General features: G+C 39.2%; 21 protein-coding genes. 13 read left to right on the top strand and 8 right to left on the bottom strand.

Features of this window, described 5'->3' with window-relative positions:
• Nucleotide 1 precedes the first annotated feature (1 nt).
• Together G7B20_RS18545 and G7B20_RS18540 are read right to left on the bottom strand one after the other, a co-directional pair.
• Nucleotides 2-1675: a sensor histidine kinase gene (locus tag G7B20_RS18545; RefSeq protein WP_164112918.1), complete on the bottom strand. Its 1674-nt coding sequence runs from the start codon at nucleotides 1673-1675 to the stop codon at nucleotides 2-4.
• A 3-nt stretch (nucleotides 1676-1678) separates the two neighbouring features.
• On the bottom strand, nucleotides 1679-3559 hold the full coding sequence (locus G7B20_RS18540) for a S9 family peptidase (protein WP_164112917.1): 1881 nt from the start codon (nucleotides 3557-3559) through the stop codon (nucleotides 1679-1681).
• A 104-nt stretch (nucleotides 3560-3663) separates the two neighbouring features.
• Here G7B20_RS18540 and G7B20_RS18535 point away from each other — a divergent pair, with 104 nt between their 5' ends.
• Nucleotides 3664-3948 (top strand): DUF4286 family protein, encoded by a 285-nt coding sequence (locus tag G7B20_RS18535; protein WP_164112916.1) that lies wholly within the window; start codon nucleotides 3664-3666, stop codon nucleotides 3946-3948.
• A gap of 29 nt (nucleotides 3949-3977) precedes the next feature.
• Here G7B20_RS18535 and G7B20_RS18530 read toward each other — a convergent pair whose 3' ends face one another.
• The 5 genes from G7B20_RS18530 to G7B20_RS18510 form a co-directional block, all read right to left on the bottom strand.
• Nucleotides 3978-4253, bottom strand: a complete 276-nt coding sequence (locus G7B20_RS18530; protein ID WP_164112915.1) for a DUF4366 domain-containing protein — start codon at nucleotides 4251-4253, stop codon at nucleotides 3978-3980.
• 88 nt (nucleotides 4254-4341) lie between these two features.
• Nucleotides 4342-5040, bottom strand: a complete 699-nt coding sequence (locus G7B20_RS18525) for an RluA family pseudouridine synthase (RefSeq protein ID WP_164112914.1) — start codon at nucleotides 5038-5040, stop codon at nucleotides 4342-4344.
• A 26-nt stretch (nucleotides 5041-5066) separates the two neighbouring features.
• Entirely contained in the window at nucleotides 5067-6062 is a 996-nt protein-coding gene (locus G7B20_RS18520; RefSeq protein WP_164112913.1) for an MlaD family protein, read from the bottom strand.
• Nucleotides 6063-6072: 10 nt separating this feature from the next.
• Nucleotides 6073-6846 carry an ABC transporter ATP-binding protein gene (locus G7B20_RS18515; RefSeq protein WP_164112912.1) on the bottom strand — a complete coding sequence of 258 codons (774 nt, stop codon included), beginning with the start codon at nucleotides 6844-6846 and terminating at the stop codon, nucleotides 6073-6075.
• Nucleotides 6847-6849: 3 nt separating this feature from the next.
• Nucleotides 6850-7608, bottom strand: a complete 759-nt coding sequence (locus tag G7B20_RS18510) for an MlaE family ABC transporter permease (protein WP_164112911.1) — start codon at nucleotides 7606-7608, stop codon at nucleotides 6850-6852.
• Nucleotides 7609-7847: 239 nt separating this feature from the next.
• Between G7B20_RS18510 and G7B20_RS18505 the strand changes: the two genes are divergently transcribed.
• The 6 genes from G7B20_RS18505 (at nucleotide 7848) to G7B20_RS18480 (ending at nucleotide 14190) form a co-directional block, all read left to right on the top strand.
• Complete coding sequence (locus G7B20_RS18505) at nucleotides 7848-9212, top strand: DUF6600 domain-containing protein (protein WP_164112910.1); 1365 nt, start codon at nucleotides 7848-7850, stop codon at nucleotides 9210-9212.
• A gap of 294 nt (nucleotides 9213-9506) precedes the next feature.
• Nucleotides 9507-10685, top strand: coding sequence for a nicotinate phosphoribosyltransferase (gene pncB / locus G7B20_RS18500; RefSeq protein WP_164112909.1), 1179 nt, complete (start codon nucleotides 9507-9509; stop codon nucleotides 10683-10685).
• Nucleotides 10678-11379 carry a class I SAM-dependent methyltransferase gene (locus G7B20_RS18495; protein ID WP_164112908.1) on the top strand — a complete coding sequence of 234 codons (702 nt, stop codon included), beginning with the start codon at nucleotides 10678-10680 and terminating at the stop codon, nucleotides 11377-11379. The genes pncB and G7B20_RS18495 overlap by 8 nt, the downstream gene beginning before the upstream one ends.
• Before the next feature lie 52 nt (nucleotides 11380-11431).
• Nucleotides 11432-12274, top strand: coding sequence for a bifunctional transcriptional activator/DNA repair enzyme AdaA (locus G7B20_RS18490; RefSeq protein WP_205600283.1), 843 nt, complete (start codon nucleotides 11432-11434; stop codon nucleotides 12272-12274).
• A 13-nt stretch (nucleotides 12275-12287) separates the two neighbouring features.
• Complete coding sequence (locus G7B20_RS18485; protein ID WP_164112906.1) at nucleotides 12288-12887, top strand: alpha-ketoglutarate-dependent dioxygenase AlkB family protein; 600 nt, start codon at nucleotides 12288-12290, stop codon at nucleotides 12885-12887.
• Between the two features lie 82 nt (nucleotides 12888-12969).
• Entirely contained in the window at nucleotides 12970-14190 is a 1221-nt protein-coding gene (locus G7B20_RS18480; protein ID WP_164112905.1) for a serine hydrolase, read from the top strand.
• Nucleotides 14191-14246: 56 nt separating this feature from the next.
• Here the strand turns inward: G7B20_RS18480 and G7B20_RS18475 are convergent, their stop codons facing one another.
• Nucleotides 14247-15248, bottom strand: coding sequence for a D-alanine--D-alanine ligase family protein (locus tag G7B20_RS18475; RefSeq protein ID WP_164112904.1), 1002 nt, complete (start codon nucleotides 15246-15248; stop codon nucleotides 14247-14249).
• Nucleotides 15249-15454: 206 nt separating this feature from the next.
• On the opposite strand from G7B20_RS18475, the gene G7B20_RS18470 reads away from it, so the two are divergent.
• From G7B20_RS18470 to G7B20_RS18445, 6 genes are all read left to right on the top strand, one after another.
• Entirely contained in the window at nucleotides 15455-16207 is a 753-nt protein-coding gene (locus G7B20_RS18470; RefSeq protein ID WP_164112903.1) for a PASTA domain-containing protein, read from the top strand.
• Between the two features lie 2 nt (nucleotides 16208-16209).
• Nucleotides 16210-17250, top strand: a complete 1041-nt coding sequence (mltG, locus tag G7B20_RS18465; RefSeq protein WP_164112902.1) for an endolytic transglycosylase MltG — start codon at nucleotides 16210-16212, stop codon at nucleotides 17248-17250.
• Between the two features lie 86 nt (nucleotides 17251-17336).
• On the top strand, nucleotides 17337-17744 hold the full coding sequence (locus tag G7B20_RS18460; RefSeq protein WP_164112901.1) for an acyl-CoA thioesterase: 408 nt from the start codon (nucleotides 17337-17339) through the stop codon (nucleotides 17742-17744).
• Between the two features lie 175 nt (nucleotides 17745-17919).
• Complete coding sequence (locus tag G7B20_RS18455) at nucleotides 17920-18891, top strand: YihY/virulence factor BrkB family protein (RefSeq protein WP_164112900.1); 972 nt, start codon at nucleotides 17920-17922, stop codon at nucleotides 18889-18891.
• A 128-nt stretch (nucleotides 18892-19019) separates the two neighbouring features.
• Complete coding sequence (rpsA, locus tag G7B20_RS18450) at nucleotides 19020-20954, top strand: 30S ribosomal protein S1 (protein ID WP_164112899.1); 1935 nt, start codon at nucleotides 19020-19022, stop codon at nucleotides 20952-20954.
• A gap of 141 nt (nucleotides 20955-21095) precedes the next feature.
• Complete coding sequence (locus G7B20_RS18445) at nucleotides 21096-24839, top strand: ATP-binding protein (protein WP_164112898.1); 3744 nt, start codon at nucleotides 21096-21098, stop codon at nucleotides 24837-24839.
• Nucleotides 24840-24845 lie beyond the last annotated feature (6 nt).

The following is a 24845-nucleotide window of genomic DNA, read 5'->3' as shown; positions in this document are numbered from 1 at the left end:
TTTATGTTTTTTTAACTTCTATTGGGAAACTAAGTGTAAAAACCGTACCAACATTCAATTGGCTATCCACTTTTATTTCCCCGTTCATAAACTCAGTAATCTCTTTACAAAATGCAAGCCCCAAACCAATACTCCCTTGTTGGTTAAATTGATTCTTGACTCGGTAAAACTTTTTAAAAATACTATTAAATTCTTTCTTATCTATACCGATTCCGTGATCTTTGAATAAAATAACAAAATTTTTTTTGTTTTGTTGAACACGGATATCCAAAATCTTCCGATCAGGTGCAGAATACTTGTAAGCATTATCTATCAGATTCTGAAAAACACTGGTTAATAGAACAGGGTCTGCATACATCTCCGTCTTGACGTCAATTTCGTAATTTAATGTCAAATCAGGATATTTTAAATGCGTAGCATCAAACATATGCTGACAAAACTCATTCAGCTCAATATACTCACCGTTAAACTTAATGGATTTATTTTCAATCTGCGCAAAGGAAAGCAGCTTATTCATCAGCGCATTAAGCTTATCAGCTTCCTGGTCCAAGATACGCCCGTACATATTTCGCTCTACATCCGACAGTTTTTCGGCACTCTTGATATTATTTCCGGCAATCTTGATAACACTAACAGGGGTCTTAAATTCGTGGGTCAGGTTATTGATAAAATCATATTGTAGCTGGTACAACCGGCTATTGATCATTACATTTCTATAGATCAGATAACCTACCGTCAAGAGGATTAAGTAAACTAATGACAGTCCGATCATAACAGGAAAAAAACGTCGATTGATATCGCGTTGAATAAACTCACGGGATGTATCAAATTGAAGTTTATAATCCGACAAAGCTCCAGGCAGAGCTAATTCTGTCCGGAGATATGCTACATGCTCGTCCACATACGGATCCACCACCGGCTTTATAACGATCTCTTCGTATAGATTTGGATGTTTGTTGGTAATAGCCATTTTCCGAGGCTCTATCGAAAAAACGAACAAATCCTGCTCATAGTCACTCTTGGGGAGATCATTAAAACGCATCATTGTCTTATAGGCCATAATATCCGACATACGTGGAATATTCAAATAGGAGATCTTGCCTGGTTGAAGTGTGTAGAATACTTTATAAATATCATTGTCTGTCAATCTGGTGGAATCGGAAACCCGGTCCAAAAATCCAGCTAGCTTGAGCATCATATTGTTAAAATCCTCTGCGTGATTTTTATAATCATCCGAGCTTTGATGTAGGCCCATAAAGCGATTTTCCGAATTCAATTTGAAACTATACGAATTGCGCAAGGAAATCCCTAAATTATTAAAGCGAAGACCTTTGCCTAAGGTGTCTCTATTGGTGAATACGACATCAAAAAAATTAACGTTACTTACGAAGGGATAACGTCGTAATACGGTATTTGAAAACTCAGCGGCCTGTGCAGAGTCAATATACCCTTGATAATAGGATATCTCCGGAACTTTTTGGGTAAAAAAATCATTAAATGGTTTGATGAATTCGTCGAAAACCTCAACTTTCTTGTTATTGAATTCTGTCTCGACAAAATTTGTTGTCATCTTGCGCGCAAAGAAGGCCGAAGTGACAAACAAGACAGTAACCAAGACCAAGAATGTTATTAGTAGACCAAAATTCTTTCGATATCTTAAATCAAAGTTTCCCATTCGCTACATTTGTTCTTTAAGAAACTGTTCTATCATCTGATAATACTCAATGACATTCTCATCTTTCTTAAACCGACGGCCCTCATCCTCTTTAAACACATAACGAACGGCAACATTATTATTCTTTACCTTCTGTACAAATTGATTAACATCTGTAAGACTATTAAATCTATCCCTTCCTCCGTGAAACATGAGAATAGGCATCCTGACTTTCTCCGCATTGAATAGAGGTGATATTGCCCTAAACAGCTCGTACTCCTTGGTCGGATCTCCAATTATCTTGTAATATAATTGCAAATAAGGCTGGTAATAGGGAGGTATCTCCTTTAAATAAGTAAACAAATTGGTATATCCGGACGAGGAAATAGCACATTTATATAAGGTAGGATTGAAACATGCAGCATACAATGCTGAATACCCTCCAAAGCCCGTGCCCATAATAGCAATTCTACTTTTATCTGCTATCCCTTGGTGGATAAGCCAGGCCACACCATCACTGATATCATTCTGAATCTCTCCTCCCCATTGCTTAAACCCTGCAGTATAAAATTGCTTTCCGTATCCCACAGATCCTCTGTAATTGATCTGAAATACGGCATATCCCCGATTTGCTAAAAACTGAACTTCCGGGTTAAAACCCCACACATCTCTCCTATTTGGCCCATCGTGAATCAACACCACTACCGGATAAGATTTTTGCTTGACCAAGGGGTACGTTAAATATCCTTTAATAGTCTTCCCATCTCTAGAGTTAAAGCTGACCTCTTGCATAGGGGCCAAGCTCTTTCCGGTCAAAGCAGGATTAATAACAGAAAGCTCAACTATTTTATCTTTCTTCTTCGAATAATAGTAAATACCTCCGGGATTTACATCTGTGTAGGTTTTGAATAATACAGCATTAAACGAGCTATCCATATCAAGGATATCTATATTATAACCGTCAAACTTATTGGTAATTTTGGAATATATTGTTTTAAACTCTTTATTGAGGATACGTGTTTCCTTTTTATTCGATAATCCAGCGGTATAGATCACCTCTTCTCGAGAAAACGAATAGCCTTCCCTGTTCATATCCACCTGTTTATTTTCTGCAACTACCTCTTCGTTGCCAGTTCGCAGATCTAACTTCACAACGGCTAATTTATCACGTCCTATATTAGACATTGCATACACTTTGGCATGTTCTCCTTTAACTGGTCCCATTGGCAAAACCGTGGTTGCAAAATCTGTCTCTACCACCTTTTTATAGGGTTCCACTTCTTCCTCGCGATACAACAGCTGATCTTCCACACTATCACTGGACAGTGCAAGTCTTACTTTTCCATCCGAAGAGGCATACCATGAACTGATTTTTCCTGAGTTAAGCTCTACAAGTTTAGGACCTGACCCATCAAGCGGAATACGGTATAAATCAAAAACTGACGAATCTCGACTATTCATCTCCGCAAGAAGGTTTCCATTCTTAGATTTCATAGGACTTAACCATGCTAAAGCATGCTTGGTCGGCGGCAGTAACGGCTTCGCTACTTCGTGATGGATATCAATCGTAAAAAGACGCAAACTATCTTCAGGAGACTGGCTATTGGAAAAAACAATACTATCTGAAGCACTCCAGAAAAAATATTGCACATTGATATTGTTCTGATAGGTCAATTGTTTAGAAGAATCCGGTTCCTCAATATCCAACACAAATATATTACGACAGTGATCTTCCAGTCCCAAGTAAGCTATGTACCGTCCATCTGGAGATACGCGAAAATTCAATCGTTCTGGTTTTCCAAAAAAATCCTGCACCGGAATACGTTCAACACTCCGGGGTCCATTACAACCTATAATAAGGGATGTAACGAATAGCAAACAAAAGACTGTTATTAAAAATCTCATCCAACTATTTCTCGTTCTACCAAATATTATAATTTTCCTAGACTAAACCTATATTGCAACTTTTTTTTTACAGGTTCAAAAACTACATTTCGTACCTTTGTGACATGTATCTATACAACATTTCTATCATCATTGAAGAAAGTCAGCATCATGCGCTTCTTTCATGGGTCCAACAGTCTTGGATACCGACTTTACCCGCAGACATCAAACTGCTCAAAATGCTTAATTCGCCGCACGAAGGTTACACTTACTGTGTACAGCTGATTGTTAATGACGAACAACAGATTCAACATTTTCAATCGGAGTACATCTCTTCTCTACAAACCCATATAGCACAGCACCATAACGAAAAAGCTTTTATTTTCGACAGTGTAATGCAATACCTATAAAATAGAGATTAAGCTATACGGCCAGATTATCACGACGAGTGACGAGACAAGACTGCGGGTTTAGGGGATTTTGGTCTATATTTTTTATACCAGAGAATTCCTATGCCCGCTCCTATTAAGAAAGGCGCACCTAATAAAAATAATATCCCGTTATTTAATCCCTTGCCCTGGGTATTGCCATTTTGTGTGCTGTTTTCAGCATTCAAAGAACACATGGCACACTGGCTAGAAGCAACTGTTGAGGATACTATTGTTAACCCAAGAAACAATAATCCGATTTTAAGTATGCGGCTAACTACTTTCATTCTACAAAGTTAAAGAATTTAATACACATATTAAGGTAATAAAACACCCCAGAGAAGACCAACAGAACAAGACAGCGATTTAATACTCCTATTGGAACAAAATACGATTAAATTTCTCCCAGAAACCATCTTCTGGTAGCGGAGCTTCAATACACATATACTCCTCTTTGACTGGATGTACAAAGGCTAAAGACCGAGAGTGTAAACAGATCGTGCGGCGTGTGGATCCTCTGGGATAGCCATACTTATTATCTCCAACTATTGGGCATCCCATATAGGCTAATTGACAACGAATCTGATGCGTACGCCCTGTCAATGGTGACACCTTTAATAAATAGAACCCATCTAACTGGCCTAATACTTCATAGTCCAATTCCGCATAAGTACCGTTTTTCACTTCCCTATCATAGGCTTTGGTGATCATTTTTTTTCGATCTCTCAACAACCAGTTGGTAAGTTTTCCTTTCATTTTTTCTGGACGTTCCTTCACTACAGCTAAGTAAGTTTTTTCTACCGCTCTATCGTGGAACAACCTATTCATACGATCAAGCCCCTTACTTGTTTTGGCCATAAGGATCATTCCACTAACAGGCCTATCCAAACGATGAATCACCCCCACAAAAGCCCGATTTGGCTTATTATATTTCTGTGCGAGATAATCGGCCAACATTTCTTCGAGAGACTTATCTCCTGAAGGGTCAATCTGCACGATATCTCCGCCTCTTTTATTTATTGCTATCAGGTGATTGTCTTCGTAGATAACATCCTTATCTGTAACTTCTCCCATATTATATTATCCCTTCAACTATATCTTTACTTGGAAGTGAAATCTGTAGTTTCTTTCTCAGCTTCCTTAGCTTTTTTCTTAAAATATCCCCTCAACAAAAAATTACTCTGCAAAGCTTCCATATTGACATCCAACTTTTCGGTACTTGCATTTAAGTTCTTTAATATTTGGCGAATCTCGTTTGCAGCTTCAGCATCATTTGTAAGCACACCCAATGCGTTATCCTTATCATTCAAGCGCGCTGACGTCTTATTCAGATTTTGCATTAGCGCATTTGCGGTCTGCGTTACCCCCTGCAACTGAGCAGCAGATTCTCTCAAGCTGGAGAAAACTTCTGTGTCAGTCGTCAAGTCATGGATAAGTCCCTGATTGCTATTCAGCTTCTCCGTCAAAGTAACCAAATTATCAACAGCCTTATTAGCATCGGTCATTACATTGTTCAAGGAGACGACCGACGACTTCAAATTCGTAGCTATCGCATCATCTGTCATCAATGCCCCAATTGTTCCCTTTCCATCGACCATCTGCTGTGATAGCTTCGCAAAGTTTTGGGTAATTACGGTCAGATTGGCGCCGTTCTCTTGTAGAAGCCCCATCATCTGCTCCATACCACCACTAGGCCCTGATTTTAAGACATCACCTTCTTCGATTTGGGGAGTCGTAGCACTACCACCAACAAGACTAATAATCGAATTACCAATCAGTCCATCCGAACCTAATGTAGCGACAACATCCTTACGAAGAAACTTACTATCTTTTTCCTGTATGCTCATCACAACACGAACATTCTCAACGCTCTCGAATGCAATTTCCTTAACAATCCCTACCTTGACACCAGAAAACCACACGTTGTTACCGACTTTAAGGCCTTTTACATCATGAAAATAGCTCTTCACGATAAGGTTTTTACTAAATTTATTCTGTTGGGTACCCAATACTAAAATACCTGCCACCAAAATCACAAGACCTATTAATGCAAAAAGTCCAACGATTAATGATCTCTTATTTTCTGTTGCGTTCATTCTTAAACTATTATACTATAAAATTATAATCATAAAAAGGCTTTACTCTGGGATCTTCTGTATTGAAAATCTCTTCAAAAACACCTTCACGTTCAAATCTACCATCTAGTAACATCACCATCCTGTCTCCAACCATTTTAGCACAAGCAAGGTCATGCGTAATGATAATAGATGAAGTTTTATATCTCTCCTGCACCTCATTAATTAAACCATTGATATCCAAACAAGTGATCGGATCCAATCCTGCAGTAGGCTCATCATACAACATAATATCGGGACGTAAGATCAAAGTACGTGCTATACCAACACGTTTCTTTTGACCTCCCGAAAGCTCCGAGGGCATCTGATTCAAGGTCTGTAGCAACCCTACACCATCCAGTACATCTTCGATCTCTCGATTGATCTCGGCCCTAGTGAGATTTCGCTTATTCCGAATCAATGGAAACTCCAGATTTTCCTTTACCGTCATACTATCATACAAAGCTGAATTCTGAAAGGAAAAGCCTATACGTAAACGTAATTTCATGAGCTCCTTTTCTGTCAAATCGTTAACCTTGTGTCCTAAAACATTAATATTTCCACTGTCTGGCTTTAATAAACCGGATATTAACTTAATAAGCACGGATTTACCGGTCCCAGATCGACCCAACACCACTAAGTTTTCACCGTTATAAAGTTTCAGATCGACGTTACGCAACACATGTAGATCTCCAAAAGACTTACTGACGTTGTCTACATGAATCACACAGTCCTCGTAGTTAATTGCACATCCTATCTTTGCCATGTCTTAAGAAATTAAAGATAACACCTGAACTATAAGCAGTTCCTCAATAAATACAATAAACATAGAGGCTACAACAGCACTATTTGCTGCCTTTCCTACTCCTTCTGTACCTTTAGATGAGAAGTAACCGACATAGGTACTTACAAAACCAATGGTGAAGCCGAATACAACAGCCCGAAGGACCATTGCAAAAATATCGATTAACTTTATGGACTCAAAAACTTGAGTAAAGAAGCTTAATAGACTAAGATCATCCTTTGCTGCTAAACTGAGATAGCCACCTAATAAACCTATACCGGCGACATAAAAACACAGAATAGGAATCATTATGGTAGTAGCGATTATGCGGCTCACGACCAAAAATTTGAAAGGGTTAGTACCCGACACCTCCATCGCATCAATTTGCTCCGTAACATTCATGGAACTCAACTCTGCACCAATCTGCGAACCTACTTTTCCGGAAGCAATCAACGCCGTGACCAAAGGAGCCAATGCCCTAACGATAGCGATCGAAATCAAATTAGGGAGCATAGAAGTAGCTCCGAAATCTTCAAGCGAAGGCCTGGACTGCTTCGTAAAGACAAAGCCGACAATAAAGCCGGTTAACGAGATCAGAGGAAACGACTTCCAACCGATTTCGTAACATTGTCTTATTATCTCTTTGAATTCAAATGGTGGACTTACAACTTCACGGAAAAACCGTATCAAAAAGCGATGTAAGCGGGCAAATTCAAGGAGTAGATTATTAAATTTCCTTCCCATTTATCTTTTTAGAAGTGAATAAAAAACAACAACATGTTTATCAAAAAACTGGCCAAAGGTACAACTTTTTAATTTTTATCATCGGTACAAAACATGTAAAACACGAAATGTAGTAATAAAACTACCAAAATTTTCCATTAAATATAAGTTCACCACAAAGCAATTAAACCTTTCGCTGTATTATTACGTCCTACCAACAACAAGGAAACAAAATAATTACGTTTAAAGAAAAGAAGAGTATGAAAAGGGGTATATCAACATTAGTCGCAACATTGGTTTTCATTTTTGTAGGTGCTCTACAGATTTCCAAAACATATGCACAAGTCTATGGAAACGTTTCCTTGGATCTGTTCTACGATGAACTATCACCGTATGGGTACTGGGATAACGATCCATCTTATGGAGAAATATGGTATCCTAATGAAGGTCGAAATTTTCGCCCCTACAATACCAATGGTTATTGGACCATGACAGAATATGGCAACACTTGGGTATCGGGCTATCCTTGGGGCTGGGCGCCCTTTCACTATGGTCGTTGGGTACACACCAACTACAGGGGGTGGGGCTGGATACCTGGTTATGAATGGGGACCAGCTTGGGTAGAATGGCGCTCTGGCAATGGTTACTACGGATGGGCTCCTATGGCTCCTCGTATCGGTGTGCATGTATCGATCGGCTTGCCTATAGACGTGTGGGTGTTTGCTCCTACAAGACACATATATGCCCGGGATATACACAGACACAGCTACTATGATCACAGAAGTAGAAATATATACAGCAACACTACGGTGATAAACAATACGTATATCGTTAACAACCACCACTACTACGGAGGGCCATCTCGAAGAGATATGGAACGTACCACCGGAAGAAGGATTGAAGTACGAGAACTCAGACAATCGAGCAGACCGGGAGCTTCACAAATTGACCGTAGATCTGTTTCCATTTATCGTCCAGACAAAGATAATAGTCGTAGAGAGACAATATCCAGCCGCACGGATCGTGGCAGCTCAAGCAATGCTAGCCGTAGAGGAGCCGAAGCAAACCGAAACGAACGCAATGGATCTAGAGCGGGGGATGTTTCAAACCGTGACCGCTCCAGCGTGGGGTCAAGAAATGCAAATACCAGCAACCGCGAAATGCATATCGACAGGAACGGTAACGTCTCTATGCGGAATGAAGGAACAACTACACAAAATCAACCTACAGAAAGGAATACGGAGAGAAGAACTGAAAGTACCGCTCAACGTCAAAATCAACGTGAGCCAAGCAATCAATCCCGAAGATCAAGAGAGTCGGAAGCCACAGCACGTCCTCAAAACAATGGAGGCATCGCGCAACGTCAAGAAAGACGGTCTGTGGGTGGACGAGAGTCCTCTCCTACTCAAAGGAATCAAGAGACCCGTAGAGAGCCAACACAAACGGCTCCACAACGGGGACAATCAAGAGAAAGTCGTTCGCCACAGCGAACAAATACACAACCGGTCTTTCAGGCATCCAGTAGAGAAAGCTCCTCAGGATCGTCTTCTCGTTCTGGTAATGCACGTGAGGAACGTGCGTCAACTAGAGGAGGAGAATCAAGTGGTCGGAGTAGTAGACGATAAACTTTCAACATCGAACCTAGTTCTTTTTTTTCCTGAAAGGATATATTCTCAGAGGCCATCAAGAACTATCATGATCCGCCGATGAGCATTTCCTTATAATTTTAATTGAAACATAAATGCAGTGGGCAGCAATATTTTGCTGCCCGCTTTTTTAGTACAAGAAATTCAATGTACAATTAACCCTCGATGTAACAAGGGTGCGTCATTTTTTTTTGGTATTTTCGTTCACTTTACCCCAAAGCAGCCTTTATGATCAGGATCGTCTTTGGAATAGTACAAAAAACAGATTTCGAAATGGCAAGACTCGATTCTATACTAGATAATGACTTCTATAAGTTTACGATGCAATATGCAGTCGTAAAACTCTTTCCTAAAGCAAGGTCGAAATATCAGTTTATTAACAGAGGGCAGCATTCTTTTCCTCCAGGCTTTGCTGAGCGGCTGAAAGTAGCAATAAACCATATGGCAGCCTTAAAACTCAGCAAATCTGAGAAGACTTTTTTTTCAGAGACCTGCCCCTATATAGACCCTACTTATTTTGATTTCCTCCAAGGATACCGCTATGACCCCGAAGAAGTGAGCATCACTCAGACTGAAGGAGAACTATCGATTAAAATTGAGGGCCTGTGGTACCGGACGATACTCTGGGAAGTACCCATCATGTCTTTGATATGTGAACTATATTATGAAATGCGGAATGAGAAACGTGTAGATAACGCAGAAGTAACGGATATCGTAACGAAAAAAATGAATAAGTACGATAAGCTAAAAATTACAATTGCCGACTTTGGTACGCGCCGCAGACATTCTTACGCAGTACACGATCTTGTCATCAAAACACTAAAGGAACATCCTTCCAATACGTTCATCGGCACAAGCAATGTACACCTAGCAATGAAATATGAGACCAAACCGATAGGCACGCACGCGCATGAATGGTTTATGTTTCATGCAGCAAAATATGGTTATAAAATGGCGAATCTATTGGGCTTAGAAAATTGGTCTAATGTCTATAGGGGAGATTTAGGCATCGCCTTGTCCGACACTTATACGACCGAAGCTTTTTTCAGACAGTTTGACAAAAAACTCACCAAATTGTTTGATGGAGTGCGGCATGATAGTGGCGATGCGATAGAGTTTGCGGATAAGACAATCAAACATTACCTGGGTAAAGGAATAGATCCGCTCTCCAAGACAATTATTTTCTCGGATGGTCTAGACTATGAGAAAGTAAAGAAAATCTCGGACTACTGCAACGGGAAAATAGGTTTCTCTTTCGGGATAGGAACGGACTTCACCAATGATGTTGGATTAGAACGAATGAATATTGTACTCAAAATGACCGAGACGCTCCCTGAGGATGGCGAGTGGACTCCTGTGATAAAACTTTCGGACGAACCTCTTAAACATACAGGTGATCGCAGTGAAATAGAAATGGCAAGACGATACCTCCAACTTGATGAACATGCATAGAGACATTTACGGCGAAGCATTAAGCCGATTCCACCAAACTGGCACACTTAGCACTCCATTACTATTGCACAGTACATATGGAGACATCGAAGAAATGCCTATTGAGGTCTTTTTCCGAACAGAAGAAGATTTTCCTGAACTCGAATTCATAGCATTATCCCTTTGCGATGGCAAGGTGTTGGATGTCGGTGCTGGAGTGGGATCTCATGCACTCTACCTGCAGGACAAAGGTTTTGATGTCGCCGCACTAGAAGTATCTACACCTGCCTGTAACATTATGCGGGAGCGTGGTGTGCATCATATCATACAAGATAACTTCTGGGCCTATGACCAAGAGAGGTACGACACCTTACTCTTCTTAATGAATGGTATAGGTCTGGCCGAAGATCTTCAGGGATTCCGGCGCCTACTTTCTCATGCCAAAAATTTATTGACAGAAACGGGTCAATTGCTATTTGATAGCTCGGACATCTCCTATCTTTATAACGAATATCGAATCCCTAGACCGGATTACTATTTTGGCGAAATCGGCTATCAATACGAGTTCGAAGGCTTCAAAGGGGCACCATTTAAATGGCTCTACTTAGACCAAAAAACACTCATCAATATAGCACATGAGGAAAAATGGGTAGTCCAGGTACTTTATGAAGATGATAACGATCAGTATTTAGTGCGAATGGAACCCCTGAAATAGAATTGCGCAATTTTCGGATTGCAGTACGTCGCCTTTAACACGAATTTTGTGTATGACTGAAAAAGAACAACACTGGAACTACGAACGCATAGCAAAAGCTATAGTTTACATTAAGGACAACTTTGAAAAACAACCTAGCCTGGATGATATTGCTAGGCATATCCATTTAAGCCCTTACCATTGTCAACGTCTATTTCATGAATGGGCAGGTACTACACCTAAGAAGTTCCTGCAATATATCAGTTTAAGTCATGCAAAATCATTGCTTCAAAAAGCAGACTCCATCGCTACGACAACATACAAAACCGGACTTAGTAGTACGAGCAGGCTCCATGAGTTATTTGTAAAATTAGAAGGGATGACGCCTAATGAATATAGAAACGGAGGCCAGGACCTAGCTATAACTTACAGTTATATTAACACACCGTTTGGAGAAATGATTGTAGCTGCGACAATAAAAGGCATCTGTCATATCTCATTTATTACAGATCGGGACGCTGGATTAAAAGATCTGATCCAAGATTTCCCCAATGCTTCCTTCAAATCAGATTTTACACCTTTACACCATCGAGTTGCAGACTTCATGCGTGGAGATACTAATCTTTCTGCTCCTATAAAACTTCATGTAAAAGGAACCGCCTTTCAGATAAAAGTATGGGAGGCTCTATTGAGAATTCCTCTGGGAAATCTAGAGACTTATGGTAAAATTGCCGAACATATCGGTAATCCAAAAGCATACCGAGCGGTAGGCACGGCTATAGGAAGCAACCCTATCGCCTTTCTAATTCCCTGTCACCGTGTGATCCAATCTTCAGGAATAATCGGTGGATATATGTGGAACCCCATCCGTAAAACTGCCATTATAGGATGGGAAAATGCTCAGATAAATCGCTAAACTCCTAAATTAGATGAAACTATTCTCTTTCGATGACCCCAATAAAAACTGGCTTCCCTACGATGGAGTAGTCAACTATCACGGTGTCATACTTTCAAATCCCGATCACTACTTCAAAGTTCTGCGCGAAACTGTTGCCTGGCGTCACGATGAAGCCGTCATATTTGGAAAACATATGTATACCAAACGCATGGTAGCATGGTATGGTGACAAACCTTTTGCGTATACGTATTCTGGCATACAGAAAGTCGCTCTCCCTTGGATCGATAGTCTTTTAGAGTTGAAAAATACTGTAGAAAAACAGGTCAACGAAACGTTCAACTCGTGTCTTCTCAATCTTTATAATGACGGCAGCGAAGGAATGGCCTGGCATAGTGACGGAGAGAAAGACTTAAAAAAGAATGGTGCTATTGCTTCACTCACCTTTGGCGCAGAAAGAAAATTTTCTTTCAAACATAAAGAAAGCAAGGAAAAAATAGACTTACTGCTGGAACACGGTTCCTTACTTATAATGAAGGATACTACACAAACCTATTGGCAGCATCGACTACCTCCAACAAAAAACACAAAGCTAGCACGAATAAACCTCACATTTAGAACAATAGAACTATAAACCTTTAATATTTTTCGTAACTTTCATTTCCAAAAGATGTAAACTAGGTATGCGTGCAGTACTTTCCTTTATTTTCGCCACAATGAGCACTTTTATAGCTTTAGGTCAACAAGTCGACAGCACCTATCTGGGAGATCTCCTTAAAAAGCACGCTGATTTATTCAGACAGGTGCTGGATCACCCCACACATAACGAAGTGCAGATACTATATACACAGATCGATCGCGACAAAAACAATTTACCTCATTTTAAATCGTATAGCTTTCGAATAGACCCAACCTGGTATTTTTACCCGGCGAGTACAGTGAAGCTTCCTACAGCCATATTCGCTCTCGAAAAAATAAATGAACTAAAAATCAAAGGACTAAACAAAGACACTCCTCTTAGGATTGATTCAGCCTATGAACGGCAAACCTCTGTACAAACGGACAGCTCTTCGCACAACAACTTGCCTAGCATTGCTCATTACATCAAAAAGGTTCTTCTCACCTCGGATAATGATGCTCATAACCGTCTTTTCGAATTTGTAGGACGCGCCGAGATCAATCAAAAACTCAAGAAACACGGTAGCAAGTACAGCCGCATTGTAAACCGGTTGGCAATCGGTGACAAAGGAATTTGGGCAAAGCACACCAATCCGTTCACTTTTTATAAAGAAGGCAAAATCATTTACCATCAAGCTGCACAATATGATCCCGAGGAGTACGCGATGCCTTGGTTAAAGAACACCGTTCAGGGCAAGGGCTATATGAATGCAAATGAGGAGTTGGTAAATGAGCCCTGGTCCTTTGAAGGTCTGAATGTATATGCATTGGAAGACCAGCAACTATTATTAAGAAAACTACTCTTTCCTGAGGCATTTCCCGTGAAACAGCGCTTCAACCTGACAGACGATGATTACCGTTTTCTTTATCACTATATGTCACGAGGGCCTCAGGAAGTCACTTCTCCAAAATACAATAGCAGGGAGTTTTGGCCAACCTACAGCAAGTTTGTCTATTTCGGTCGTGACAAGTCGGTAAAATCATTTCAAAATATCCGTAGCTTTAACAAATATGGGGATTCCTACGGCTATAATATAGACAATGCATATATTGTCGATTTTGAAAAAGGAATTGAGTTTTTGGTTGCTGTTGTTATTCAATCCAATGAAGATGGCATCTATAATGATGGCATCTACGAATATGAGACCATTACCTACCCTTTTTTAAAGAACCTGGGAGAAGTACTCTATCAAGAAGAATTAAAGCGGCCGAGGCTATTCCGACCGAATCTGAAACGGTTTATGTCCGCACAAAAATAAGCACCCCTGCATTCAGGGTGTTCTAAAAGCAGGGGTGAAAATATAAATCATTCAGCCTATTTCATAGCTGCTTCTATTAGTTCGCCATAAAAATCAGCCTCTTTCATACCATAGGCTCTCACTTGCTGTGGGATAAAACTCTGGGCAGTCTGACCAGGTATCGTATTAATTTCAATAAAATAAAACTTATCCGTAGTGTTTTCTAGGAAGAAATCCACACGAACCATCCCCTTGCAATCGAGTCGCACATAGATCTCTTTAATGATCCGGGCTGCACGTTCCTGTTGCTCTAGGGTTAGGTCTGCTGGGGTGATTTCCTCCGTCAATCCGGGGACATATTTGGCCTCAAAATCGAAAAATTCACGTGTAGTCCGCACTTCGGTGGCTGGCAATACAATTAGCTCCCCTTTAGCATTCCTAAAGATACCTTGCGAAAATTCACGTCCTTGTACAAATTCTTCCACGAGCACCTGCTTTCCCGTATTTTCGGCATCATAGGCTTTATCCAGCGCCTCTTGCAACTGTGACGCTTCTTTTACCTTTGTCATACCGATACTCGAACCGCCGGCATTAGGTTTAACAAAATAAGGCAACAACAGTTTTTCTTCAACAAGACGAACGGCATCCTCCCGGTGGCTATCAAATAGAAGTACTGACTTAGCAACATTGAGTTCGGGAATATCGGCCAAAATCGACTTGGTATAGCCTTTATTCATCGTCAGAGCTGAGGTGAGTGCTCCGCAGGATGTATAACATAGGCCGATCATATCAAAGTAGCCTTGCAGACGGCCATCCTCTCCTGGGGTACCATGCAAAATAATCAGTGCAACATCAAAATATAGTTTATTTTGATGTAACAGTATAGAAAAGTCGCTTTTATCGACTTCAACTTTACACCCCTCCCCCACTGTAGCATACCAACCGTCTTTGGTGATGTCTATGATATATACGTCATACTTACTTTTATCCAGTTGACCATACACGAAAGCCGAACTTTTGTAAGATACTTCGGCCTCTCCTGTGAATCCACCAGTAATTAATGCTACTTTTGTCTTCATATATTTAGTTTGTCCATCACAAACCTAATTAAAATGCTCAGCATTCACGAATACATCGTGGAAAAATATTTTGGCTTTGGTTTTACAAGAAATATAATTTGTGATACCCAGAAAATACAAATATTTTTGCTCGGTAAAAACTAGAATATAAAAAAGGATTCTGCGTTTTAAGTAGAACCATATAGGATTAATAAAAATTTCATTTCATGTCCAAACTATTGCTCTATCTACGAACTGACGTGTTCAGAAAAAATCTGATTTATGCTTTGATCACGCTTTTCGTTTTATTCCTATTCGTATACTTCGGCTTAAAATTCTACACTAAACATGGGGATTCTCAAGAAGTTCCTGTTTTAAAAGGACTAACCATATCCGAAGCCAAACAGATTTTGGATAAAGCTGGATTAGAATACAAAATAGACTCCGTGTACCAAATGGATGCCAAACCTGGCTTGGTGATTGAGCAAGACCCAGAGGCCACTGCATTGGTAAAAGGAGGACGAACAATCTACCTAACGATCATCACACAGGTCGCTCCAGAAATTGCCCTGCCCGATATTATCGAAAGAAATTATATTGAAGCATCCGCAATATTAAAAAACCACAATCTTAAAATCGCAGACACTATCTACGTCAACGATATAGCCCGGGATGTTGTATTGGATGTTCAATTCGGCGGTCAAAAAGTAAAAGCAGGCCGAATGATATCTAAAGGATCTTCGATAACACTCGTACTCGGAAATGGCAAAGGAGCAAACGAAGTCGAGGTACCTCGACTTATCAACCTCACATTATCGGAGGCAAAATTCGCGCTGCAAGGACTTGGTCTACACCTCGGCGTCATATCTGGAAACATTACGGACTCTACCTCTGCAAGAGTTATCGCACAAACACCAGATTCTACATCCCGATTTATCAGTATTGGCACACCTATCAATTTGACATTATCTAACGAATAAATATGGCAGCAACAAGAATTTTCCCGAATTGGTTAAAAGGAGCTATTATTGTAATATTAGTTGTCGGCGCTTTTATCGGCTGGAAAGCGTATCAGGTTTTTTGGGGGCCTTCGGTGACAGACGCTCAAAAATACCTTTATGTACATACGAATGACACCTATGAAAACGTGTTACATCGCATCAAACAGGAAAAAATTGTGGACAATCCCGAGTCTTTCGATTATGCGGCCCAAGCAATGAAATACCCAGAAAGTGTAAAAGCAGGACGGTACAAACTAACCCCAGGCATGGGCAATCGCGAATTAATCGGCAACCTGAGAGGTGGATTTCAGGATGCTGTCAAACTACGTTTTGCGAATATAAGACTCAAAGAAAACCTAGCAGGGTTATTGGGCAAAAACTTTGAAGCAGACTCGGCTCAGTTTAGCGCACTTCTAAACAATGAAGCTGTAGCTGAAAAATACGGATTCACTGCAGACAATTTTTTCAGCATGTTCATCCCAAATACCTATAACATATATTGGAATACATCACCGGACAAGGTGATTGAACGTCTTAACGAAGAATATAAAAAGTTCTGGACAGATGAAAGAAAAGAAAAAGCAAAAAAACAAAATCTTACACCTATAGAAGTGTCTATTTTAGCGTCAATTGTCCGAGGTGAAGCCTTACATAATGACGAAATGCCACAAATCGCAGAGCTATACCTCAATAGGCTAAAAAGAGGTATGCTGCTACAGGCCGATCCCACTGTTATTTTTGCGAACAATGATTTTACGATCCGAAGGGTCTTGAATAAACATCTTACCATAGACAATCCTTACAACACCTACCGCTATAAAGGACTGCCTCCCGGCCCAATCACTATGGCTCCTGTCGTAGCAATTGATGCAGTGCTAAATCCTGCAGAACACGACTACATATACATGTGTGCCAAAGAGGATTTTTCGGGATACCATGCATTTGCATCAAATGAAGTCGAGCACCTTGTCAATGCGCGTAAGTTTCAAAAAGCACTTGACGAAAGGAATATTAAAAAATAGCGCGAAAGAATGAGGAAGTTAGCGATTAAATGTAAAGTCGTGAAACTGTGAAATTATAAAGAATCGGAGTACGCAATACGAATTAAATGTTTACATACGAACACCAATTACGGGTAAGATACGCAGAAACAGATCAGATGGGTTATGTTTACTACGGCAACTATGCCGCTTTTTATGAAGTAGCCCGTACCGAAATGTTACGTCAGACAGGGATGTCCTACAAAGAACTGGAAGAAATGGGCGTGATGATGCCAGTCCTAGAGATGTACACTAAGTACCTTCAGCCTGTCAAGTATGACGAGCTGATCACAATACGAACAATCATACGAGAGCGACCAAGTATCCGTATCACATTTGAATATGAGATTTTCAATGAAGCCGGGACATTACTAAACACAGGTATGACCCAGCTCGTGTTTGTAGACATGAAAAAAAATAGGCCATGTCGTGCGCCTGAAGTATTTATGGAGAAAATTGACGCTTACTTTTCGTAAAGAAAGATATTGTCCAAATGAAATATCCACGTAGCAGAATTTCACAAACACAATTGACAGCGAAGCAGCATACACACTATTTCGCAACAAAACGTGTATAAAACACTTTGGATATTCCATGTGACCATTGAAAGTCAAACCGAGCTTGCAAGCTCATCGAAGATAATATTTACAGATGAAAAAGCTACACAACAGTTTGCTCCTTTTCAAACCTTACGATAATTTTATCGAATGGTCTAAGACAGCTGTACTACCGGGATTCAGTAATCTCCCTCTTTTTACAGTAGCGACATTCTTCTTTCAAGAAATCAAGCGAGAAGCTATCCTAAATAAGGCATCATCACTGGCATATAATTTTATGCTCGCTATGTTTCCGGGAATTATCTTCCTATTTACGCTAATACCATACATTCCCATTGATAATTTTCAACAAGGACTTATGGATTTTCTGGCGATCGTGATTCCACTAGAAGCATTCGTGGCTATTGAATCTACTCTGGAGGATATTATTAAAAATCAAAATGGTGGATTACTGTCATTTGGCTTTCTTCTTGCTACATTTTTTTCCACCAACGGTGTTACAAATCTCATGATGGCATTTAACAAATCATCCTTGACCCGAGAAAATAGAAGCTGGGCCCACCGTAGACTAATTGCATTAGGCCTGTCTATTGCGATCGTGCTCGCACTGACCGTAGGAATCGCTGTCTTTACAGGAGCAGGGATGGTTATTAGTTACTTAAAAAACCATATCGCTTACGACATTTCTTGGCTTTGGACATTCATTATCAAGGCTGCACGCTGGCTGATCCTTTTTGCTATTTATTTTATCACAGTAAGTCTACTTTACAAATTTGGCCCATCCGTATCCAAAAGATGGAAACTTTTCAGCCCAGGAGCCACATTAGCCACGATACTGGCTATTCTTACATTTTCAGGCTTTGTTTTCTACATTGACAACTTCAATGCTTACAATAAACTATATGGCTCCATTGGAACCATTATTGTGATTATGGTCTGGATGTATCTAAATTCCTTGATCCTTCTAATAGGTTTTGAACTCAATGCAAGTATCACCTTGTCCAAGCAGAGTATTAAAATAGTCAAACCAAAGGTTTACAATTCATTCAAATCTTCTTCAAATTAATTTCTGGATTGCCTCATTTCAAGAGAATAAGAAGTGACATACTTTTTTTTTCACTTAAAATATTGAAAATAAAAGTTTTTCGTATCTTTGCACTTCCTACAATGTAGGAAAAAGGAGATAATTAATTAATGGCAAAAAAACAAGAAGCAGAAAAAGAGTTAGCGGCGAAAAACGCAGAGCTACAAGGTGCTGACACTAAAGTAGTGAAAGACACTGAACAAATTGAGTCTGAAGCTGATTCAAACTTAATTGACGAAATCAAATCCAACACGTGGATCACTCCAGCTGGAGATTTTGATTGGGATGCTGACGAGAAAGCTTTCGGTAATTACAGCGAAGCTGAACGTACAAAATTGGAAGAGCAATATGCTGGAACTTTCAACCAAATCAACCAAGGCGAAATCATTGAAGGCGTCGTGGTATCTATCAACAACAAAGACGTCGTTTTAAATGTTGGTTTCAAATCAGATGGTCTTGTAGCAAAAACTGAGTTTCGTGATCTACCTGAGTTAAAAATCGGGGATACTGTTGATGTATTTGTTGAATCGCAAGAAGATGCAAATGGTCAGTTAGTATTGTCACGTAAGCGTGCAAAAACTCAAAAATCGTGGGAAGCTATCAATGAAGCTTTAGAGAACGATGCTATCATCGATGGTTTCGTTAAATCCCGCACAAAAGGTGGTTTGATCGTTGACATCAAAGGTGTAGAAGCATTCTTACCTGGATCTCAAATTGACATCAAACCTATCCGTGATTACGATGTTTACGTAGGAAAAACTATGGAATTCAAAGTTGTAAAAATCAACCACGAGTTCAAAAACGTAGTAGTTTCTCACAAAGTATTGATCGAAGACGATTTAGAAAACCAAAAATCCGAAATCGTAGCGAAATTAGAAAAAGGTCAAGTATTGGAAGGTACCGTTAAAAACATCACTGATTTCGGTGTATTCATCGACTTAGGTGGTGTAGATGGTTTACTTCACATTACAGACATTTCTTGGGGTCGTATCGAGCACCCAAGAGAAGTGTTGGCATTAGACCAAACTATCAACGTTGTTGTATTAGACTTTGATGACGAGAAAAAACGTATCGCATTAGGTTTAAAACAACTTTCTCAACACCCTTGGGAATCTTTAGATACAGCGCTAGAAATTGGTTCTAAAGTAAAAGGTAAAATCGTTACTGTTGCTGATTACGGTGCTTTCTTAGAAATCATCCCAGGAGTAGAAGGTTTGATCCACGTATCTGAAATGTCATGGTCTCAAAACTTACGTTCTCCACAAGAGTTCTTAAAAGTAGGTGATGAAATCGAAGCTCAAATCTTAACGTTAGATCGTGAAGATCGCAAAATGAGCCTTGGCATCAAACAATTGACTCCAGATCCTTGGCAAAACATCACAGAGCGTTACCCAGTAGGTTCTAAACAAAAAGCTGTTGTTAAAAACATGACTAACTTCGGTGTATTTGTTGAATTAGAAGATGGTATCGATGGTTTAATCCATATCTCTGATCTTTCTTGGTCGAAAAAAATCAACCACCCTAACGAGTTCACTAAAGTTGGTGAGACATTAGACGTAGTTGTATTAGAATTAGATGAAGAAAACCGTAAGTTATCTTTAGGTCACAAACAATTAGAAGAAAATCCTTGGGATACTTTTGAAACAATCTTTACGGAAGGCTCAATTCACGAAGGAACTGTTATCAAAGTAGGTGAAAAAGGAGATATCGTAGCTTTACAATACGGTGTTGAAGGATTCTGTCCATCTAAACACTCTGTAAAAGAAGACGGTGCTTCATTGAAAGTTGATGACGTTACTGAGTTCAAAATTATTGAATTCAATAAAGAGAACAAGCGTTTAGTAATTTCTCACTCTCGTATCTGGGAAGATGCTAAAGAAGAAGTTCGCAAAGAAGAATCTAACAGCCGTAAAAAAGATGCTAAAGCTGCGTCAACAGCTGTTAAAAAAGTAAAAGATTCTGTTGAAAAATCTACTTTAGGTGACCTAGATGTATTAGCTCAATTAAAAGAGCAAATGGAAGGTGACGAAAAAAAATCTAAATAATCTCTATTAGATTTATATCAAGGCCCCATCATACGATGGGGCCTTTTTTATTTGTATACTAGCCATTAATACATTAATTTTAAACACCGTAACCTAAAGCGAAGTGGCCCACGGTATGATGTCTGTAAATTTACTCTTGTAATGAAGAATAACCTTCGAATTCTGTTATTGGTATTGACGCTATTATTTATAGCAACAGCTTTTTCTATCCGAAAATCCATATCAGAAACAGACATTCTGGATCTAGACACGAAACACCTTACCGAAAACCTTCGAAAGAGAGAGGTATTAATTGATGATATTTTTACGGACTCGCTATACCTAAAAACATTTATTAACAGTGATAGATATCCCCTACAGATAAAAGAAATATCCCAACGCTATGAAAAGGAATTTATATACCTCTACCTCTACAAAAACAAGAAGCCTATCTTCTGGAGTTCTAATATGTATGTTCCAGAAACGGAAGCTGGGCTGAAAAACAATGTCAGTTTCATCAAACCGGACAATTTTTCTTTTGTCGTCAAACGCAAAAAAATAACCGATGAAATCAGTATCCTTGCCCTAATTCCGATAGAAAGAAGCTTCAATGCCTCCAGTGGGTATTTAAAGACAGCGCAGTTTTTTAGTTTCCTAAACACGGACAACCTTCGACTAGCCAACTTTGGCGATTCGGAAAACATAAGAAACATCTATGCCAAAGACAACACCTTCCTTTTCTCCGTCAAACTTAAAGAAGGAAAACATAACAGTATTTTTCTTAAAATACAGCTGATATGTTGGATTTTAGGAACCTTATGTTTTGTGCTATGGGTAAATGGTGCATGCTTGGATCTAGCACGTAGAGGACATCCTTTACTATCTGTCATTATTCTATCCCTAACCTTCTTCATGGTACGGATCATAGATATTGAAACCAACTGGTTTACCCAATATTCCAGCTTAGACATTTTCGACCCAAGATATTATGCTTATAGCTACCTTTCGCCAAACCTATGGTCATTTTTAATTAACAATATTGCTATATTCTGGATCATTTGCTTTATCAAAAACATTAAAAAGCAATGTCAGATCCCGCCACGATTAGTCCGCACCAATTGGGGGGCATTCGTTTATTATATTCTACTAGCTGCACTTTATCTATCCTTTTTTTGGGGCTTCGACCAAGTGAACACGTTGATTACACATTCTCCAATAATGAACAAGGATTTTGTGCAGGTATTCTATCTTAATCCCCAAACGATATTCCATGTCCTGATCTATTGTTTGAGTATACTTTCCCTTATTTATCTAACAGATCTAATCCTTGCATTTGGAAAAGCCGTTTGCAAAAAAGTAACTTTAAATCTAAACATACAATTAGTTACTATCGTTCAGTTTCTGATTTTGGGCGCTGTTACGCAAGATTTCAGTCTTTTCAATGTTCTTGTAGGCCTGCTCATTATGATTCGTTCTTTTGACTATGCTATGTTTAAAGACAATAATTTATCTACACATGTTGTATCTCTCGTCACGCTTGCTCTAATCTCTACTATCAAATATGCCGAGGCAGTTAAAAAGACGCAACAGGAACAGATGAAAATAACGCTGATGACTTTGGAATCTGACGATGACATCGAAGCTATATCTCGATTTTCAGAAATAGAAAATAGCTTACTAAACGATCAACAACTTAAACATCTAATCGAGATATCCTTGCCGAATACGGACACCAGGGTAATCAACGAATACATAAAACGGAAATATTTAGACGGTTACTTATCTAAATATGAGTTTAGAGGTTACTATTACTACAACGACACTCCGCTCGGTAAATACACCAGTAATAAAATAGAAGAGTATAGGGAAAAGGTTATTAATAAATCAATCAAAGTCAACGAAACGAACTTATTTTATAAAGTGCAGACTGAAATTGGCACCTATGAATATTTCTGTATTGTTGCTATCCCACTCGCAAACGAACAGAGTATATCGCTCATACTGGATCTCAAAAGCAAAGCTTTCAATCCAAACTTCCCTTTCCCAGTTCTAATAGAATCCCAATCAGTTGAGGGGAACAGCCCGCAAAGAGTAATAAAAGACAGTTTTGCCTTGTACAAACACGGAAATTTAGTTACTCAAAACGGAAAATATACCTACCCTAATTCCGACAACAATTATCCGAAGACGACACAAGAATTCGTATACCTAGATGACAATAACGGTTTTTACCACATCATCTATAAACCGAATAAAGAGACAACTATAATTGTCAGTAAGCAGCATCAATCGTATTGGCAATATATAGCCGTGGCATCATTGGCCTTTTTAACGCTTTATTTAGCATTACTAATGTCGAAATTTGCCCTCGTTATTCTCCCTAAATACGCAAGAAATGACTTCAAGCTACGGAATATCAGTTACCAAATACGGATCCTATTATCCCGCATACGATACAGTACCCGAATACAGACATTGGTAATATCTTCAGTACTGATTGCAATTGTAATTTCGGGACTTATCACCTTCTTCAGTATCAGTTATCAATCAAAAAAAAGCACGGAAGAACAACGTCTTAATTATATTTCGGAGTTGGTAACTAAGTTAGAGACACGCGCCTTGATAGACTCTGCTGGTGATGCTACTACAGATCTAAAGTCGCTAATGACTTCGCTATCTGATATACTGATTTCTGATTTCAATCTGTATGACAAAAACGGAAAATTATTCTTCACCACTCAACCTAAAATCTACGATCAGAAACTATTATCAGAATACATAGATCCTGATGCATTCATTACACTCAATGTATTGAAAAAGACAGAGACACAAAATAATGAATCTATCGCAGATTTCAAATACGTATCCTCTTATGCAACAATCCGGAACTCCAACTACCATACCATAGCGTATCTAGGAGTTCCATACTTTGATTCAAATGCTAATGCTTCTGAAAGTAGAGGAATCCTACTCAATACAATATTGAATGTATACACCGTTATCCTGATTGTATTTGTTTTCTTATCAGTCTATATTTCGAATAAGATTACAGAACCACTACAGATTATCCGTAAGAAATTGTCACAGACCAATTTAGGAGGAAAACAGAATGAGCCACTATATTGGGAGAAAAACGACGAAATAGGTGTACTGGTCAAAGAGTATAATTTCATGTTGGTAAAACTGGAAGAAAATGCGAAGCAACTTCGTAATGCAGAAAGAGAAAGTGCTTGGAGGGAAATGGCCAAACAGGTAGCCCATGAGATTAAAAATCCATTGACTCCTATGAAATTAGGTATACAGCAACTCAGTCGTTCCTTTTACGAAAACGATCCCAAATTAAAAGAGCGATTTCAGAAAGTATCAACTTCATTCATACAGCAGATCGATGCCCTGTCGCACATTGCGTCTGAATTTTCAGCCTTTGCTAAGCTCCCCGATACAAACCTAGCTCCAATTGACTTGATTGCCAAAATAAACAAATCGATAGACGTTTACAATAACAATCAAAACACCGCTATTGTATTCGAAAATCATACAAATATGCAACACATAATTGTACTGGGTGATAAGGATCAGCTTTTGCGTTCTTTCAACAACTTATTAAAAAATGCTATCGAAGCAACTTCACGACGTAGAAAACACAAAATAAATATACATGCTAATCTATTAAATGAAGATTGGGTACAAATCATCGTAAAAGATAATGGCGATGGAATTGCAAAAGAAGTAATTCCAAACATATTCAGACCAAACTTCACCACCAAAAGCTCCGGTACAGGATTAGGTTTAGCATTTGTAAAGCAAACGATTGATGGTATGGGGGGAAAAATAACTTTTCAGACCGAACTCAATGTGGGGACCTCCTTCATCATGGAAATCCCCCGATACAAACAACCCCAGTAGCATCAT

This window comes from Sphingobacterium sp. xlx-96 (assembly GCF_011007365.1).
GTDB classification, from domain to species: Bacteria; Bacteroidota; Bacteroidia; order Sphingobacteriales; family Sphingobacteriaceae; genus Sphingobacterium; species Sphingobacterium luzhongxinii.
The sequence above is the reverse complement of the archived record's forward strand: the minus strand, read 5'-3'. Positions and strand labels throughout refer to the sequence as shown.